This is a genomic window from Kutzneria sp. NPDC052558, assembly GCF_044547355.1.
GTDB lineage: Bacteria > Actinomycetota > Actinomycetes > Mycobacteriales > Pseudonocardiaceae > Kutzneria.
On record NZ_JBIUAG010000004.1, the window covers coordinates 338,105 to 354,817 of the forward strand.

Genomic DNA, 16,713 nt, shown 5'->3' on the forward strand with positions numbered 1-16,713 from the left:
GTCAAGAACGTGTCAAACGGGCAAGGGCGGCATAGCCCGCGGGTTCCCAGGTCGGTTTGCCCCCGGGACGGCCCAGCCGGCCGTTGCGGCCGATGAAGATCAGGGTCAGGGCCCGGATGACGGCCCAGGCGCGGGCCCGGGCGACCGTGGGCTCGTCGGCGCGGGCGTAGGCCGCGAAGAACCGGTCGGCCGCGCCGTCGGGCAGCAGAAGCCAGGCGGCGGACAGGTCGGTGGCCGGATCGCCGGCGCACAGGTCGCCGAAGTCGATCACCCCGGTCAGCATGCCGTCCCGGCCGACCACGTTGGCCGGGTGCAGATCGGCGTGCAGCCAGAGCGGCGGGCCGGACCAGGCCGGCGCGGCCAGGCCCTTCTCCCACACCGCCCGGGCGTCGTCGGCGACCGGGTGGCCATCAATGAACTCGAACCAGTGGTCGCCGCCCGCCCGGCTCAACGGCAGGCCGCGGTGAGGGTTGACCGGGGCGTCGGCCGGGGCCGGATCATGCAGTGCCACAAGGAAATCCGCGAGAACCTCGGCCGCGTCGGGATTGGTGATCGGCTCGTGGTCGGCCGGCACGCCGGGCACCCAGCGCGTGATCGTCCACGTGTGCTGGAACAGAGGCGACGGTTCGCCGACCCGCATCGGGACCGGCGTCGGCAGCGGCAGGCGCTTTGCCAACTGCGGCAACCACTTCTGCTCGTTGCGCAGCTCGTGGTGCGCGCCTTCCTGGCGCGGCATGCGCACGCCGAGGTCCTCGCCCAGGCGCCACTGCTGGTTGCCCCAACCCCCGTCGACGTCACGGAGTTCGAGATCGGCCAGGTCGGGGTGCTGCTCCCGCAGCAGGGCCCGCACCAGGGCCTGGTCGTGCCGGAAGTCGCCCATGCGGCACGCTAGCAAACAACTCGATCGCGCCGGACCCCTTGTCCGCCTTAGCCTTGCCGGCATGGCGATGACGACCGTGCCCGGGAAGCACGTGGACATCAAGATGTGGACACGGGTCGACGAGGTCGAGCCCGCGGCCATGCAGCAGCTGCGCAACATCGCGTCGCTGCCGTGGGTGGTCAAGCACGTCGCCGTCATGCCCGACGTCCATCTGGGCAAGGGGGCGACGGTCGGCTCGGTGATCGCGATGAAGGACGCGGTCTCCCCGGCCGCGGTGGGCGTGGACATCGGCTGCGGCATGACCGCCGTGCGCACCTCGCTGACCGCCAACGACCTGCCCGGCGACCTGGCCGGCATCCGCTCGGAGATCGAGAAGGCGGTGCCGGTGGGCTTCGCCGCGCACCGCGACGCGGCCTTCGACGAGCGGGACGCCGGTGACTGGAAGCAGTTCTGGTCCCGGTTCGACGACCTGACCCCGGCGGTCAAGGCCCGTGCGGACCGGGCCGTCAACCAGCTCGGCACGCTCGGCGGCGGCAACCACTTCATCGAGGTCTGCCTGGACACGTCCAAGCGGGTCTGGGTGATGCTGCACTCCGGCTCCCGCAACATCGGCAACGAGCTGGCACAGCACCACATCGGGGTGGCGCGCGGCCTGGCCCACAACGAGGAGCTGCCCGACCGGGAGCTCGCCGTGTTCCTGGCCGGCACGCCCGAGATGGCGTCCTACCGGCACGACCTGTACTGGGCCCAGGAGTACGCGCGCCGCAACCGCTCGGTGATGCTGCGCCTGATCAGCGACGTGCTTCGCAAGCGGTACAAGCACATCCGCTTCGACGAGCCCATCTCCTGCCACCACAACTACGTCGCCGAGGAGAAGCACTTCGGCGAGGACGTCCTGGTCACCCGCAAGGGCGCGATCCGGGCCGGCAACGGGGACCTGGGCATCATTCCCGGCTCCATGGGCACCGGCTCGTACATCGTTCGCGGCCTCGGCAACCCGGACTCCTTCGAGTCGGCCTCTCACGGCGCCGGCCGCCGCATGTCCCGCACCAAGGCCCGCAAGATGTTCAAGCGCACGGATCTCATCGAACAGACCAAGGGCGTCGAGTGCCGCAAGGACACCGGCGTCATCGACGAGATTCCGATGGCCTATAAGGACATCAACGAAGTGATCGCGAACCAGACCGACCTGGTCGAGATCGTGGCCAAGCTCAAGCAGGTCATCTGCGTCAAGGGCTGAGACCCGGGCCGGTGATGCCGGCGTCGGTGATCCGATAGATCGCCGGCATCGGCATCGCCTGGCTGAACGGCCAGTCGACCGGGACGCCGAAGCCGGCCAGGGCCCGGGCGACGAAGGTGCCGTGGCTGCCGATCACCACGGCGCCGGTGAACGACCGGAGGATCGACATCGCCCGCGCGGTGAGCTGGTTGAGGCTTTCCCCGCCGGGACGGGCGAAATCCGGGTCGGCCCAGCTGGCTTCGTAGTGCCGGGCGTAGTCCGGCGTGAGCTCCAGCCCGGAATCCCATTCCCGCAGGGCATGGTCGGTTCGGACCGGCAGGCCCAGCGCACGGGCCAGGGGCTCGACCGTCTGCACGGCCCGCAGATACGGACTGGCGGCGATCAGGTCGGGCTTGATCGCCGCCAGTTCCTCGATCAGGTGTGCCGCCTGGGCGTGGCCGGTCTCGGTCAGCGGCCGGCGGTACTCGTCGGGGCCGTCCGGGGTGGGGACGACCGATTCGGCGTGGCGGACCAGCACGATTTCCACGTCATATCAGTACCACGCCCGCCGGTTCGGTGCTCAGGCCCAAAGCGGTGGTGGCGACCACCTTCAGCGATGCCGCGTCTATCTTGCTGACGGTGCTGGAGGCGTTGTTGGTGACCCAGATCTGGTCCCGGGTAGCCGTGATGCCGGTGGGGATGTGTCCTACTTGGACGGTGGAGACCACGGCGCGCTTGGCGGTGTCGATGACCGACACGGTGTCGGAGTTGGCGTTGGTGACGTAGGCGAACAGGCCGTCGGGGCGGCAGGCGACGTTCCACGGGGACTGGCCGACCTTGAGGGTGGCGGTGACCCGGTGGGTGCTGGCGCTGACGATGGAAACGCTGTCCTGCCAGGTGTTGGCCACGTAGACGTTGCGGCCGCCCGGGCAGGCGGTGACGCCGTGGGCCTTGGCCAGGCCGGGCAGGCAAGCCCGGACCTTGCGGCTGTCGGCGTCGACGATCCACAGGCCGTCCTGACAGGACACATAGACCGTGGAGCTGTCGGGGCTGACGGTGACCTGTTGCGGGGCAAGGCCGACGGTGATCTCGCCGATGACCGAGTCGGTCTTGGCGTTGATCACCGACACCGACTTGGAGCCGCCGGGGCCGGTGTCGGGCCCGGTGTTGCAGACATAGAGCAGCCGGCCGTCCGGGGACATGGCGAGGCCGTGCGGAAACAGGCCGACAGTGATGGAGCCGACGAAGCCGCCGGTGTAGGTGCTGAGCACGGACACCTTGTCGGCCCCGGACTCCGAGACATAGAGGCTCTGGCCGTCAGGGCTGGCGGCGATGCCGTACGGATTGGTCGGGCCCTGCACAGTGGACAGCAGCTTGCCGGTGCCGGCGTCGAGCACGGACACGCTGTAGGCGACGATCCCGGTGACGTAGGCCTTCTTGACGGCGGGGGCGGCCTCGCCCGCGACCTTGTTACGCGAGGAAGGCTGCTTGTTGCGGGCCAACAACTGTGTGCCGGGGAAGCTGGTGCCGGCGACACCGGTCGGGAAGTCGGAGGCGTGCGTGGTGACGGTCTCGTCGATCCGGCTGCGGGTGCCCTGGTGCGGCGGGGTCTGGTCGGCGCCGGGGATCTTGGCCGGCGGCAGGTGCTTGACGTTGTACTCGGCCTGCCACAGCGGGGCCTTGGTCGGCGGCAGCGGGGGCAGCGGCTTGGCCGAGCCGCCGAAGCCCAGGGCGGAGGTGAGGTCGCCGAAGGTCTTGCGCCGCCAGTCGCTGATGTTGGTCTCCCGCACGCCGGTGACGGCCTCGATCAGGCGCAGCACCGAGGTGTGGTCGAATGGCTCGGTCGCGACGTAACCGCCGCGCGTCCACGGCGAGACGATGGTGCACGGCACGCGGATGCCGGCCCCGATGGGCAGGCCGTTGACGAACTCGTCGGGGGTGCCGGCCGGCGGCATGGGCGGCACGACGTGGTCGAACAGGCCGTCGTTCTCGTCGTAGTTGAGGATCACCACGGTCTTGGCCCACACGTCCGGATTCGCGGCGATCGCGTCCAGTTTGCTGGCCACGAAGTCGGCCCCGGCGGCCGGGATGTAGTCCGGGTGCTCGCACTGGGGCGAGGTCGGGATGATCCACGAGACGGTGGGCAGCCGGTCGTGCAGGGCGTCGTACTCGAACCGGTCGGCCGGCCCGATGGCCAGACCATGCTGGTGCAGCGGGGAATTCGGCCCGGCGTCCTGATAGGCCTTGAAGAACTCCAGCGGGTTGCACCCGTAGTCGTCCTCCTGCTGGTACACGTGCCAGCTGACGCCGGCGGCGGTGAGCCGCTCGGGATAGGTGGTCCACGTGTACGGGGACGGCACCACGTTGCTGATGATGGGCCCGCCGTGCTGCCCGGACGGGTCGATGGTGCCGCTCCAGTGGTAGAGCCGGTTGGGCCAGGTCGGCCCGAGCACGGAGCAGAAGTAGGCGTCGCAGATCGTGAAGTTGCGGGCCAGCGCCCACTGGAACGGGATGTCGTCCTCCGTGTAGTAGCCCATGGTGTACGGGCCGTTGTTGTCGCCGTCGGCGGCCCGGTGCGCGGGCAACCAGTTGTCCATCTTGCCGCCGTTGACCGCCGAGTGCTGCACGGTGAAGGCGTGGCTGGTGGACGGGATCGCCTGCGCGCTGGTGCGTTTGGTGTCCAGGTGGAATGGCAGCAGGTAGCCGTCCGGGTTCTTGGGATCGGGCTGGTAGAACACCGACCGGCCGCCGGGCAGCGTGACCGCGTGCGGGTCGTCGAAGCCCCGAACACCGGGCATGGCGCCGAAATAGTGGTCGAAGGACCGGTTTTCCTGCATCAGCACGACGATGTGCTTGATGTCGCGCGGTGTTCCGGGACTGGTGGCGGCGAGAGCCTTCTGGAGGTTCGGCGGCAGCACCGACGCCAGGGCGGAGGCGCCGGCCACGCCGGCGGCCGATCCGAGCAGGCGGCGACGCGAGATCCCAGCCATGGTGGTTCGTCCTCCCGAATCTCACGGTCAGGCGCCGCTCAGCAGACACCACGCGATCGCCGGCCGCAACGGTTCAAGGGCCCTTCGGGCGAATCATCCCGGGGAGCCCGGTCCCACCGAAGAGGTCTAGACCTCCCTTGACACCAGGCGAATCGGGCGTCACGCTGATCTCGCCGCCGATTAGTTAAGAAACTTTCCTAACAGGAGCGAGCGATGCGCGATCGATCGGGCCGGCTGGCGGCGGTGGCCGCCGCTGCCGCGACGATTTCCCTGTCCGTGCTGGTCTCCACGGCAACTCCCGCCGCAGCCGCCGGCGAGAGCCACCCCTTCCCCACCCACGTCACGTACAAGACGGGCGTAATGCCCTCGGCCACCCCGGCGGCCCGGGACGCGGCGGTCAAGAAGCAGTACGACTCCTGGAAGAAGGCCTACCTGCGCGCGGCCTGCGGGGGTTACCTGGTCTATGCCACCGACGACGCGCCCAACAAGGGCACCGTGTCCGAGGCCCAGGGCTACGGCATGAACATCGTGCCGCTGATGGCCGGCTACGACACGAACGCCAGGGCCGAGTTCGACGGGCTGTGGAAGGTGGTCCAGGACCACCGCGACAGCAAGGGCATGATGCAGTGGGAGATCGACGGCAAGTCCTGCAAGTACGCCGACTCCGGCACCCCTGACTCGGCCACCGACGGCGACCTGGACGTCGGCTACGGCCTGATCCTGGCCGACAAGCAGTGGGGCGGCTACACCGCGGCGGCCAAGGACTGGCTGGCCAGGTTCTACGCCGCCGACGTCGCCCCGGACGGCCACCTCAAGTGCGAGGACGACGGCCCCAACACCGACACCCGGCCGTCCGACTTCATGCTCGACCACCTGCGGGCCTTCGCCGCCTACGACACCGCGCACGACTGGAACAAGGTGATCACCCGCACCGAGGCGGTCATCAGCGAGTTCACCGCGGCCTACTCCCCGACCGCGAACCTGTTGTCGGACTTCGTGGTCAACGCCAACACCACCAGCCCCAAGCCGGCCCCGGCCAACTACCAGGAGAACCAGCCGGACAACATCGTCGGCTACAACTCGGTGCGCGTGCCGTGGCACATGGGCACCGACGCCCTGGTCTACGGCAGCCCGGTGGCGCTGGGCGTGGCCAAGAAGGAGTCGGCCAGCTACAAGGCCAAGGCCGGCGGCGACCCGGCCAAGATCTACCCGCACACCAAGCTGGACGGCACGCCGACCAACACCGGCGACCAGTCCGAGGTGGCCAACGACCCGGTGGGCGTGGCCGCGATGGCCGCCGGCGACCAGGCCTGGACCGACTCGCTGTGGAACTACCTGGCCACCAACCCGTTCGAGGACACCTACTACGGCGAGACCGTGAAGATGCTGGTCTACCTGGTGATGGCCGGCGACTACTGGACGCCCGCCTCCTGATCGCCCCCTTCGGTCCACCTCCCCGAACCCCTAGGGAGGTGGACCGATTCAGGCTTTTCGACCACACTGTGCGCCCATGATGGGCGGCACCGACGCCGACCACGCGCTGTCGGTCATCGCCGAGGCGTGTGGTCTCGGCTTCAGCAGAGTCAAATCCCTCTCCGGCGAGCACGGGGCGGTGGAGGCGACGGTCGCCGGCCGGGGCCGGTACGTGGTCAAGTGGACGTGGCATCCGGAGCAGTGGCCGTGCGAGGTGGCCGAGGTGACCGCCCGGCTGCGCTCGCGCCGCTACCCCGCGCCCCGGGTCATCGCCGCCGACCGGCTCGACACGATCGCCTTCTACGTCCAGGAGAAGCTGCCCGGCGGGCCCTCCGACGAGCTGGCGGTGGAGCAGCTGGAGCAGCTCATCGAGCTGGTCGAGTTGCATGCCGGGGCCGCCTGCGGACTGTCCTCGCACCGAGCCCTGCCGTGGGGCGAGCAGATCCTGCGGGACCTGGCCGACCCCGGGCACTGGACGCCACGAAAGCGGGCCTTGGCAGCACATTCGCCACGAGGGGCCGCCCTCGTGCACGAGATCGAGCGCCTGGCCGGCCGCCTCGACCTCGCCCGATTGCCGGCCGACGACGTCGTGCACGGCGACTACGGCCTCGGCAACATGCTGTTCCGGGCCGGCGAGCTCTCCGGCGTCGTCGACTGGGACGGCTGGCGCCCCGGCGACCGCCGCGCCGACCTGGTCACCCTGTGGTTCGCCCTGCGCATCGGCACCGACCAGACCCGCACCTCCACCGAGCTGCGCCGCCACCTGCGCCGGGTCATGGCCCCCGAGCTGCTCTGGGCCTACGCCGCCCACAACGTCCTGCGCACCCTCGGCTGGTTCGCCTTCCGCCACGGCCGCCTGCCCGACCCCAAGTGGCTGGGGGCCAGCGAACTCCTACTCAAAACCGCACTGGGCTCCTGACTTCCGTCCGGTCAGCACGGTCACCCGCACCTGCTCGACGAACGGCCCGTGCGGCCGGAGCACCTCGCCCAGCCGCTCGCTGCCCGTCGGCCGGCATCCGGTCGACGGGCCGCCCAGTCTGGGTGCGGCGGCCCGGTCGCCGCCGCCCGTTCTGCCCACAGCAGCGCGGTCCCCCACGGCCCCCATGATCAACGCTCCAATCCTCACGTTGAACGTCATGAAGGACCCCTTCACAACGTTCAACGTCAGGAAGGGGCCCTTCATGACGTTCAACGTCAGGAAGGGGCCCTTCATGGCATAAAGATCGGATGTAACCGTGTGCATCTTGCCGAAGTGGGGGTCACGGGCGAGGATTCACCCGATGTCCCGTCCGCCGCCGGGCCCGTCCTCCAACGAAGGAGCACGCATGACCAGGTGGCGGATCGGCGCTGCGCTGCTCACGGCGGCGGCAGCGCTGCTGGCGACCGGCAGTCAGGCCACGGCCGAACCGGACCGGCATCGCCCGGTGACGATCGCGAAGACCCCGCCGATGGGCTGGAGCAGCTGGAGCTCGTTGCACGGCGCCATCTCCGAGGCGATCATCGAGGCGCAGGCCAAGGTGGTGCACGATCAGCTCAAGGACCACGGCTACCAGTACGTCAACATCGACGCGGGCTGGACGGCCGGGGTGGACGAGTACGGCCGCAGCACGTGGGACACCAAGAAGTTCCCCGACGGCATCGCCGCGGTGGCGAAGTACGTGCACGGCCTGGGCCTGAAGTTCGGCATCTACATGGTGCCGGGCATCCCGAAGGCGGCGGTGGACGCGAACTCGCCGATCAAGGGAACTCCCTTCCACGTCAAGGATGTCATCGACCCGGCGCAGCCGGGCAACACCGCCGCGGACAGCTCGGGCAAGCTGGACTTCAGCAAGGCGGGGGCCGCCGCCTACGTGCAGTCGCAGGCGGATCTGTTGGCGTCGTGGGGAGTCGACTACATCAAGATGGACTTCGTCGGCCCCGGCGGCGGCCGCGTGGCCACCGACAACCGGACCGACACGCAGGTGTGGCGCCAGGCGCTGGACACCACCCGCCGGCCGATCCACCTGGAGCTGTCCAACTCGCTCAGCTTCGCCAACGCCGCGGTGTGGCAGAAAAACAGCAACGGCTGGCGGATCGAGGGCGACATCGAGTGCTACTCGCACTGCGTGGGCCTGACCAACTGGAAGGTGCGGGCCTCGCTGCGCTGGGACGACGCGCCGAAGTGGGTGCCGTTCGCCGGCCCGGGCCACTGGAACGACCTGGACTCGCTGGAGATCGGCAACGGCGCGACCGACGGCCTGAGCGCCGACGAGAAGCAGTCGGTGATGACGCTGTGGGCCATCGAGTCCTCGCCGCTGCTGCTGGGCACCGACCTGACCAGGCTGGTGCCCGAGGACGTCAAGATGATCACCAATGACGAGGTGATCGCGGTCGACCAGGCCGGCCACCCGGCGCACCCGGTCTCGCAGGCGACCCCGCAGCAGGTGTGGGTGAGCGACAACCACAACGGAAGCTACACCGTGGCGCTGTTCAACCTCGGCGACACCACGGCCACGGTCACCGCCAACTGGACCGATCTAGCACCCCATCGGCGGCTCGGATTCGTCCGGGATGTCTGGACGCACAGGAACCTTGGCGTGGCCCTCGACCACTTCTCGGCGACCCTGGCGCCGCACGCATCGCGGCTGCTGACCGTGTGGCTGTGAAATACATCGGCAATACCACGGGGCCCGCGTTCGGCGGGCCCCGTGGCGTTTCACGACCAACGTCGGGGGCCGAACGGAGTAGCCGGGCAACTGTCCACGCATTGGTCTAGGCCAAAGCCTTGACACCCCCGGTGGTCTAGTCCACATTTCTGAACACCGGGCCCGGCGAAAGAACCACCAGTGCAGTGCCTTCGACGAGGAGGACATATGCAGCGAGCCAGACTGGCCGCGACCGCGATGGCAGCGGTGGCCGTGGCGGGAGTCGCCGCGGCCGTGGCCGCCAACGCCAGCACGGCGCAGGTGCAGCCGGCCGCTTCCGCCGCCGTGCTCAGCCCCAACGCCCTGTCGAACAACTGGTACGCCTCGGCGCCGTACCTGATGCCGCAGAGCAACAACCCGCCGGACCCGACCGTGGTGATGGCGGCGACCGGCCAGAAGGCCTTCCAGCTGGCCTTCATCCTCGCCCCCGACGGCGGCGGCTGCTCGCCCACCTGGGACGGCAAGAGCGCGGTCTCCTCCGACACCGCGGTGGCCGGCGTGATCAGCAAGATCCGCGGGGCCGGCGGCGACGTGTCGGTCTCGGTCGGCGGCTACGGCGGCACCAAGCTGGGCCAGACCTGCGGCACCGTGGCGGCCACCGCCGCGGCCTACCAGCAGGTGATCGACAAGTACTCGCTCAAGGCCATCGACTTCGACCTGGAAGAGCCGGAGTACGAGAACGACGCGGCGGTGAACAACGAGCTGGGCGCGGCCAAGACGTTGCAGGCCAACAACCCCGGCCTGTTCGTCTCGGTGACCATGCCCGGCACCGCGGCCGGCACCGGCTGGTTCGGCACGCAGCTGCTGGACAAGTCCAAGGCGTTGGGCTTCACCCCCAACAACTTCTCCATCATGCCGTTCGACGGCGGCTTCAACGGCGCCGCGTCGCAGACCTCGGCGCTGGAGGCCCTGCACGGCCTGCTGATGAGCCACATGGGCTGGGACAGCGCGACGGCGTACTCGCACGAGGGCTTCTCCGGCATGAACGGCAAGTCCGACGCGGCGGAGATGTTCTACCAGGCCGACTTCCAGACGGTGCTGGACTACGCCACCAGCCACGGCTTGGGCCGGTTCACCTTCTGGTCGGTCAACCGGGACCGCCAGTGCGGCGCCAGCACCGACAACGGGATCTGCAGCAACGTCACGCAGAACGACTGGGACTTCACCAAGTACACGGCGAAGTTCGCCGGCGCGACGCCGCCGCAGTCCCCGCCGCCCACCACGACCACCACGACCACGACGCCGGGTGGCGGCGGCTCCTGCACCGCCGCGGCGTGGAACGCGGCGACCGCGTACAGCGGCGGCGCGGTGGTGTCCTACAACGGCCACCAGTGGACCGCGAAGTGGTGGACCCAGGGCGAGGCGCCGAGCACCGGCGGCTCGGGCGTGTGGACCGATAACGGGCCTTGCGGCGGTGGCGCCACGACGACCACCAACCCACCGGGCGGCGGCAACTGCACCGGCGTGGCCGCGTGGAACGCCGCGACGGCCTACAACGGCGGCGCGGTCGTCTCCTACAACGGCCACAAGTGGACCGCCAAGTGGTGGACCCAGGGCGAAGCCCCCAGCACCGGCGGCTCCGGCGTCTGGACCGACAACGGAGCCTGCTGACCATGCTTTCGCCGGCGGGTCGGTGAACCCCGAACCCGGCCCGCCGGCGAGTCTCAACCTCCCTTCTCGCAACGGAAGGCCCTGCAGATGACGTTATCCGCGAGATCGGCCCTGATCGCCGCCGCGGCGGCGACGGTCGTGGTCGGCAGCATCACCGCCGTCGGCGCGAACGCGGCCCAGCAGCAGCCCCAGTCGGTGGCGGTCACCCCGGCGGCCGCGACCGCCGCGGCGGCCACCGGCGGCCTGCGCGTCGCCTACTACGACCAGTGGTCGATCTACCAGAACGCGTACTACCCGAAGAACGTCGACGCGATCGCCAACAACCTCGACTACCTGATCTACGACTTCGAGAACATCGACCCGACCAACCTGACCTGCTTCGAGGCGACCAAGGCCAGCAATCCGGACCCGGGCGGCGAGAGCGACCCCAACGCCGGCGACGGGGCGGGCGACGCGTTCGCCGACTACCAGAAGTCGTTCGGCTCGGACATCAGCGTCGACGGCACCGCGGACGCCTTCGGCATGCCGATCGTCGGCAACTTCCACCAGCTCCAGGAGCTCAAGGCCCGGCACCCCAACCTGAAGGTGGTGCTGTCGCTGGGCGGCTGGTCGTACTCCAAGTACTTCTCCGACGCGGCGGCCACCGACGCCTCGCGCAAGAAGCTGGTCAGCTCCTGCATCGACATGTTCATCAAGGGCAACCTGCCCTCGCAGGGCGGCTACGGCGGCGCGGGCAGCGCGGCCGGCATCTTCGACGGCTTCGACATCGACTGGGAGTACCCGGCCTCGACCACCGGCCACCTCGGCAACCACACCAGCCCGAACGACACGGCCAACTTCACCGCGCTGCTGGCCGAGTTCCGGTCCGAGCTGGACGCGTTGGGCGGCAAGCACTACTCGCTGTCGGCGGCCCTGCCCGGCGGCCAGGACAAGATCGCGAAGATCCAGACCGACAAGATCGGTCAGTACATGGACTTCGCCGACGCGATGACCTACGACATGCACGGCGCGTGGGACGCCACCGGTCCGACGAACTTCCAGGACCCGCTGTACTCCTCGCCAAGCGACCCGTCCGGAACCATCCCGCCGGGCGCCGAGAAGTACACGATCGACAACGTGATCAAGGCGTACACCAAGGGTGACAGCGCCTACGGCATTCCCGGCGGCTTCCCGTCCACCAAGCTGACCCTGGGCATTCCGTTCTACTACCGAGGGTGGACCGGGGTGCCAGCCGGCTCCAACCACGGCCTGTACCAGAGCGCGACCGGCCCGTCCGCCGGCAAGACGCTGTCGGGCAACGTGCCCGGTGTGGCGATGTACAAGGAGCTGTCCGGGATCGTCGACAACCCGGCCGACACCTTCTACGACCCGACCACGCAGTCGGCCTGGTTCTACGACGGCACCACCTTCTACGGCGGCTCCTCGGCGCAGTCGATCAAGGCGCGGACCGACTACATCCACTGCAACGGCCTGGCCGGCGCGATGATGTTCTCGCTCTACGACCTCGACCCGGCGTCGACGCTGTTCAACGCGGTGGTCAACGGCCTGGGCGCGAGCACGCCGGGCTGCTCGACCCCGCCGACGTCGACCACGACGACAACCACCACCACTACGACGACGACCACGACCACCACCACGACTCCGCCCGGCAGCTGCACGGCGGCGGCGTGGAACGCGGCGACCGCGTACAGCGGCGGCGCGGTGGTGTCCTACAACGGCCACCAGTGGACCGCGAAGTGGTGGACCCAGGGCGAGGCCCCCAGCACCGGCGGCTCGGGCGTGTGGACCGACAACGGGCCTTGCGGCGGTGGCACGACGACCACCAACCCGCCGGGCGGCGGCAACTGCACCGGCGTGGCCGCGTGGAACGCCGCAACGGCCTACAACGGCGGCGCGGTCGTCTCCTACAACGGCCACAAGTGGACCGCCAAGTGGTGGACCCAGGGCGAAGCCCCCAGCACGGGCGGCTCGGGTGTGTGGACCGACAACGGAGCCTGCTGAGGTAACGGGGTGAAGGAAAGGGCCGGGCGGCGATCGCCCGGCCCTTTCTGTTTGTCAGTACGAGAACTGCTGCACCTGGTGGGCGTCGCCGGCGAACGTCCAGCCGGTCCGGGTGGCCGGATCGATCTGCACGCCGCGGCCGGGGCCCGCCCCGACCAGCCCGGTGGAGAAGTCCATGCCCCGCACCGTGCCGACCGCCTTGCCGGTGGCCAGGTCGACCACCACGACCTGGCTGGTCGCGTTGTTGTCGAAGATCAGGCCGCCGACCGCGCCGAACTGCGGCACCGCGGGCGGCGTCTCGAACGCCACCAGGGCCAGGTGGTGCACGCCGTCGACCGCCACCGTCAACGACGGCTGCTGGCGGACCGAGACGCCGCTGCCGGGCGTCAGGGTGTCGCCGGCCACCGGGATCAGGTTGGTGGTGCCGTTGATGTTCACGCTGACCGATCGGTACGACAGCTGGTACACGGTGTTCGTGCCCTCGTCCACGGCCATCGCCCCGGCGCAGCCGTCGGCGCGGTCGGCCGGGGTGACGGTGGCCGCGTCCAGGTCGACCCGGGCGATCAGGCCGACGCCGCCGGCGAAGCAGATCAGCCCGCCGCCGGCCTTGCCCACGAACACCTGGCCCGTCTGCTGGTTCAGGTCGATCAGGCGGTACGTGCCGGCGGCCACGTTCTTGTCGGCGGCGATGGGCGTGCCGGCAGTGCCGGTGTCGAGGTCCACCGCCACCACAGCGTCGGCGTTGTCTCCCTTGTGGTGCGACAGGATCGCCGCCCGGTGCCGAGTGGCGTCGACCCGGCCGCCGATCGGCGTGTAGTCGCCGAGCGGGGCGGTGGCGGCCAGCGTGCCCGCCGCCAGGTCGTAGATCTCGACCGCCGCGCCGTGCAGCACGGCCGCCCGGTGCGCGGACGGATCGACGCCCACGAGCCGGAAACCGTTGCCAGTGGCCAGAGTCGTGCCGTAGGCGCCGTTGCTCGGGTTGTAGCGGCGAACGGCCTGGTGGCCCTTGCCGTCGTCGGTCACGACCACGGAATCGGGGCCGTTGGCCGCGAAGTCCACCACCGCGGTGTTGTCCGGGGTGTGGCCGTCGTCCAGCTCCAGGAACGAGGTCGGGCTGGCCTGGCCCACCGTCTGCCCGTCCCGGTTGAGCGCGATCACCCGCACGTTGTACGAATCCGAGAACCCGAGGCCGAGCGTGGTGGCGTCCAGTTGCACGGAACCGTTGCGGCCCGGGAGTTTCCTGACACCGGCCGATCCCCCGTCCACGCCGTCGTTGTCCGGCTGGGTGCCGTTGGCGTTGGTGACGGTGTTGAGGGCGTTGTAGAGGGTCGGGGCCGGCGAGGAGAACTCCAGCTCCGCCCCGGTGGCGCCGGGGATGTCGCGCACGTCGTAGTTCACCGTGAACGTCGGCGCGGCGCGGTTGACCGCCAGCTGGTGCTGCCCGGTGTTGAAGGTGGGCGTGGCGGCCCGGCGGTCGGCGGTTCCGCCGTCGACCCGGATCGAGACGAATTCCCCGTACACCGGGCGGAAAGCGGTCGAGTCCTGCACGAGGCCGATGCCGTAGAGGCCGCCGCCGTCGTCGAAGGCGCTGGCCGGAATCGTGACGTCACCGGAGGTTCCGGTCAACGGGGCCTTGTACGCCGCCGAGAAGATCGGGGCGCTCAACGGGTTCCAGTGGCCGACCGTGGACACGATCAGCTGCGGCGACTTCACCGTGCGGACGCCGGTCAGGTCGTAGTGCACGGTGACCGGCGCGCCCAGCTTCACCGTGGCCGGCGCGGTCGGGGCGGGAGCCTCGGCGAAGGCGCCGTCGGTCGGGCCGACCGTCAGCGTCTTCTTGGCCGATGCCAACACCTTGTGGCCCTCACGGACCTCGAAGGTCAGGTCCACGGTGCGGTCGGCCGTCGCCACCACCGGCAGCCCGGCGGCCTGCAACAGCTGGGTCGGGGTGATCCGGACTGCCGGCCGGTCGGCGTGGAACTCCTTGCCGTTGACCGAAAGCACGTAGTCCAGCTTGCGGTTCGGCGCGCCGGTGACGTCCGCGCCGATGGTGATCGGCCCGACCAGGCCCTCGCCGGTGCCGCCGGTCTGGAGGTCGATCCGGTTCGGATCGGTCGCCTCGGTGAAATCGCCGCCGAGGTTGCCGGTGGTGACCCGGTGCGCGACCGAGAGCCGCTGAATCGTGGTCTTTCCTTGCGGCAGCAGGGAGTCCACCGCCGCGGTGATGTCGATCTGGTTGCCCACACGCAGCGGCCGGTCGGCCTGCGGCGGCGTGGCCACCGGGCGGCCGGTCTTCTCCAGCAGCTTGCGCACGTCGGCCGGGTCGAGCCGCTTGCCGGCGATCTTGGCCGCCTGCAACACAACCGCCGAGGCCGCCGCCACCATCGGCGCGGAGGCCGAGGTGCCGCCGTTGAGGACCGTGGTCACCGACTGCGGGCCGCCGTTGCTCGGGTGCTCGAACGCCGGAATGCCGTCGCCCGGCGCGGAGACGTCGACCCGCTCACCGAAGCCGGAGGAGTACAGCGTGCCGCCGTTGGCGCGGGTGGTGGCGAAGGTGCCGTTGGCCGAGCCCGGCTGCGACAGCGTGTCGTCCAGGGTGGTGGAGCCGACCGCGATCGCGCCGCTGTCCACCACCTTGGACGGGGTGGTGGAGTAGGCGTCGTCGTCGAGGTCCGTGCTCTCGGATGCCTTGCGCGCCAGGTCGGTCGGCACGCTGCCGCCGTCCGGCCCGACCGCCGCCGGGGTGTAGAGCCGGGTGCCGTCGTTGGAGGAGATCGTGACGACGATGTGGTAGTCGCGCACGATCGTCGACACCACCGACTGGAGGATCGGGTCGTCCTCCAGGTACCGCCCGGCGAAGCCGACCGTGTCCACGCCGAAGCCGAGGCTGGCGGTGATCACGTTCGGGCGCGGGTTCTGCCGGGCCGCGGCCAGCAGCGCCTCGGCGATGCCGTCGGAGCTGGCCTGCTGCGGCACCACCAGCCGGTACTGCGCGCCGGGGGCGATGCCGAGCAGGTCGGTCGCGCCACTGCCGGTCGCCTCCGGGCGCTGCTTGTCGTGCGGAAGCGGGGCCATCACGGCGAAGTCGAGCAGCACCTCGCCCAGGCTCGGGTCCTCGCCGGTGGTGGCGCCCAGCGGATCCACGCCGCTGCCGGTCGACACGTAGGTCGGGATCAGCGGCATGGACGGGATGTCCAGGTAGCGCTGGCCGTCCTTGACCACGGTGGTCTTGTCGGTCAGGTCGCCCACGCTGACATTGGTGATGATCTCCCCGGCCCCGGGCAGCTGGCCGGTGCGGGCGCCGATCGCGTCGTACGCGCCGAGGGCGTTCACCCCGTTGGCGTTGAGGAAACTCTGCAACGAGGACGTGACGCCGTAGTTGTCGGGGCCATTGACCGCAAGCCCGTCAACCGACAGATTGCCGGCCCAGTTCGGCAGCGGCGTCGAGCCGGCGGTCATGCCGGTCACGGCCCGGTTCGGCTCGGCGAACCGCACGCCCGGCTGCTGGCGCAACTGGTGGGCCGCTTGGTCCACATCGCCGTCGACGTGGACGAGATAGGTGTCCTGGGCGAGGTTCGCGCCGAACTTCGGCGCGGCAGTGCCGTCGGTGACCACGAGGACGGAGTCGGCCTTCGGTTCCGGCGGGGCCGCCGGTCTGCCGACGAGATCACCCAGAGCCGACGTGCCTGTCGGGGTCGGTGGCGCCGCGGTCGCGGCGGCTGATGGACCGGCTGCGGTCAGGGCGAGGGCCGAAGCCGCCGCCGTGACCAGGACCAGACCGCGCAGCATGGTGCTCCCTTCGCGGGGAAAAGCCTGAGTGCCCGGGGACCGTGGCGGCGGTCACCGGGCAACATC

At 70.0% G+C, this 16,713-nt stretch carries 11 protein-coding genes; 6 read left to right on the plus strand and 5 right to left on the minus strand.

All coding sequences use genetic code 11. The annotated features are described in order from the left end of the window. Position 1: 1 nt before the first annotated feature. The gene (locus ACIG5F_RS10395) at positions 2 to 880 is read right to left on the minus strand and encodes an aminoglycoside phosphotransferase family protein (RefSeq protein WP_396517192.1); all 879 of its coding nucleotides are present in this window, start codon (positions 878 to 880) and stop codon (positions 2 to 4) included. A gap of 61 nt (positions 881 to 941) precedes the next feature. Between ACIG5F_RS10395 and ACIG5F_RS10400 the strand changes: the two genes are divergently transcribed. Beyond that, positions 942 to 2,120, plus strand: coding sequence for an RtcB family protein (locus ACIG5F_RS10400; protein ID WP_396517193.1), 1,179 nt, complete (start codon positions 942 to 944; stop codon positions 2,118 to 2,120). Here the strand turns inward: ACIG5F_RS10400 and ACIG5F_RS10405 are convergent. Beyond that, complete coding sequence (locus ACIG5F_RS10405) at positions 2,110 to 2,646, minus strand: histidine phosphatase family protein (protein ID WP_396517194.1); 537 nt, start codon at positions 2,644 to 2,646, stop codon at positions 2,110 to 2,112. The two genes, ACIG5F_RS10400 and ACIG5F_RS10405, sit on opposite strands and share 11 nt — an antisense overlap. 1 nt (position 2,647) lies before the next feature. After that, a complete protein-coding gene (locus tag ACIG5F_RS10410) occupies positions 2,648 to 5,089 on the minus strand; it encodes an alkaline phosphatase family protein (RefSeq protein ID WP_396517195.1) in 2,442 nt (813 codons plus the stop codon). Positions 5,090 to 5,302: 213 nt separating this feature from the next. Between ACIG5F_RS10410 and ACIG5F_RS10415 the strand changes: the two genes are divergently transcribed. Together ACIG5F_RS10415 and ACIG5F_RS10420 are read left to right on the plus strand one after the other, a co-directional pair. Next, entirely contained in the window at positions 5,303 to 6,523 is a 1,221-nt protein-coding gene (locus ACIG5F_RS10415) for a glycosyl hydrolase family 8 (protein WP_396517196.1), read from the plus strand. 76 nt (positions 6,524 to 6,599) lie between these two features. Continuing rightward, positions 6,600 to 7,481, plus strand: coding sequence for a phosphotransferase family protein (locus ACIG5F_RS10420; RefSeq protein ID WP_396517197.1), 882 nt, complete (start codon positions 6,600 to 6,602; stop codon positions 7,479 to 7,481). On the opposite strand, the gene ACIG5F_RS10425 is transcribed toward ACIG5F_RS10420, so the two are convergent. Beyond that, positions 7,455 to 7,775 (minus strand): hypothetical protein, encoded by a 321-nt coding sequence (locus ACIG5F_RS10425; RefSeq protein ID WP_396517198.1) that lies wholly within the window; start codon positions 7,773 to 7,775, stop codon positions 7,455 to 7,457. The two genes, ACIG5F_RS10420 and ACIG5F_RS10425, sit on opposite strands and share 27 nt — an antisense overlap. 112 nt (positions 7,776 to 7,887) lie before the next feature. Between ACIG5F_RS10425 and ACIG5F_RS10430 the strand changes: the two genes are divergently transcribed. The 3 genes from ACIG5F_RS10430 (at position 7,888) to ACIG5F_RS10440 (ending at position 12,858) form a co-directional block, all read left to right on the plus strand. Further along, a complete protein-coding gene (locus tag ACIG5F_RS10430) occupies positions 7,888 to 9,207 on the plus strand; it encodes a glycoside hydrolase family 27 protein (protein ID WP_396517199.1) in 1,320 nt (439 codons plus the stop codon). A 207-nt stretch (positions 9,208 to 9,414) separates the two neighbouring features. After that, entirely contained in the window at positions 9,415 to 10,857 is a 1,443-nt protein-coding gene (locus ACIG5F_RS10435) for a chitinase (protein ID WP_396517200.1), read from the plus strand. An 87-nt stretch (positions 10,858 to 10,944) separates the two neighbouring features. Then, entirely contained in the window at positions 10,945 to 12,858 is a 1,914-nt protein-coding gene (locus ACIG5F_RS10440; protein ID WP_396517201.1) for a glycosyl hydrolase family 18 protein, read from the plus strand. 54 nt (positions 12,859 to 12,912) lie between these two features. On the opposite strand, the gene ACIG5F_RS10445 is transcribed toward ACIG5F_RS10440, so the two are convergent. Beyond that, positions 12,913 to 16,647, minus strand: coding sequence for a S8 family serine peptidase (locus ACIG5F_RS10445; RefSeq protein WP_396517202.1), 3,735 nt, complete (start codon positions 16,645 to 16,647; stop codon positions 12,913 to 12,915). Between the last annotated feature and the right edge of the window lie 66 nt (positions 16,648 to 16,713).

What these genes read in the sequence shown, in the direction of transcription:
- ACIG5F_RS10395 (WP_396517192.1), bottom strand. Translation starts at nt 880, where the DNA reads ATGGGCGACTTCCGGCACGACCAGGCCCTGGTGCGGGCCCTGCTGCGG.
- ACIG5F_RS10400 (WP_396517193.1), top strand. Translation starts at nt 942, where the DNA reads ATGGCGATGACGACCGTGCCCGGGAAGCACGTGGACATCAAGATGTGG.
- ACIG5F_RS10410 (WP_396517195.1), bottom strand. Translation starts at nt 5,089, where the DNA reads ATGGCTGGGATCTCGCGTCGCCGCCTGCTCGGATCGGCCGCCGGCGTG.
- ACIG5F_RS10415 (WP_396517196.1), top strand. Translation starts at nt 5,303, where the DNA reads ATGCGCGATCGATCGGGCCGGCTGGCGGCGGTGGCCGCCGCTGCCGCG.
- ACIG5F_RS10420 (WP_396517197.1), top strand. Translation starts at nt 6,600, where the DNA reads ATGATGGGCGGCACCGACGCCGACCACGCGCTGTCGGTCATCGCCGAG.
- ACIG5F_RS10425 (WP_396517198.1), bottom strand. Translation starts at nt 7,775, where the DNA reads ATGAAGGGCCCCTTCCTGACGTTGAACGTCATGAAGGGCCCCTTCCTG.
- ACIG5F_RS10430 (WP_396517199.1), top strand. Translation starts at nt 7,888, where the DNA reads ATGACCAGGTGGCGGATCGGCGCTGCGCTGCTCACGGCGGCGGCAGCG.
- ACIG5F_RS10435 (WP_396517200.1), top strand. Translation starts at nt 9,415, where the DNA reads ATGCAGCGAGCCAGACTGGCCGCGACCGCGATGGCAGCGGTGGCCGTG.
- ACIG5F_RS10440 (WP_396517201.1), top strand. Translation starts at nt 10,945, where the DNA reads ATGACGTTATCCGCGAGATCGGCCCTGATCGCCGCCGCGGCGGCGACG.
- ACIG5F_RS10445 (WP_396517202.1), bottom strand. Translation starts at nt 16,647, where the DNA reads ATGCTGCGCGGTCTGGTCCTGGTCACGGCGGCGGCTTCGGCCCTCGCC.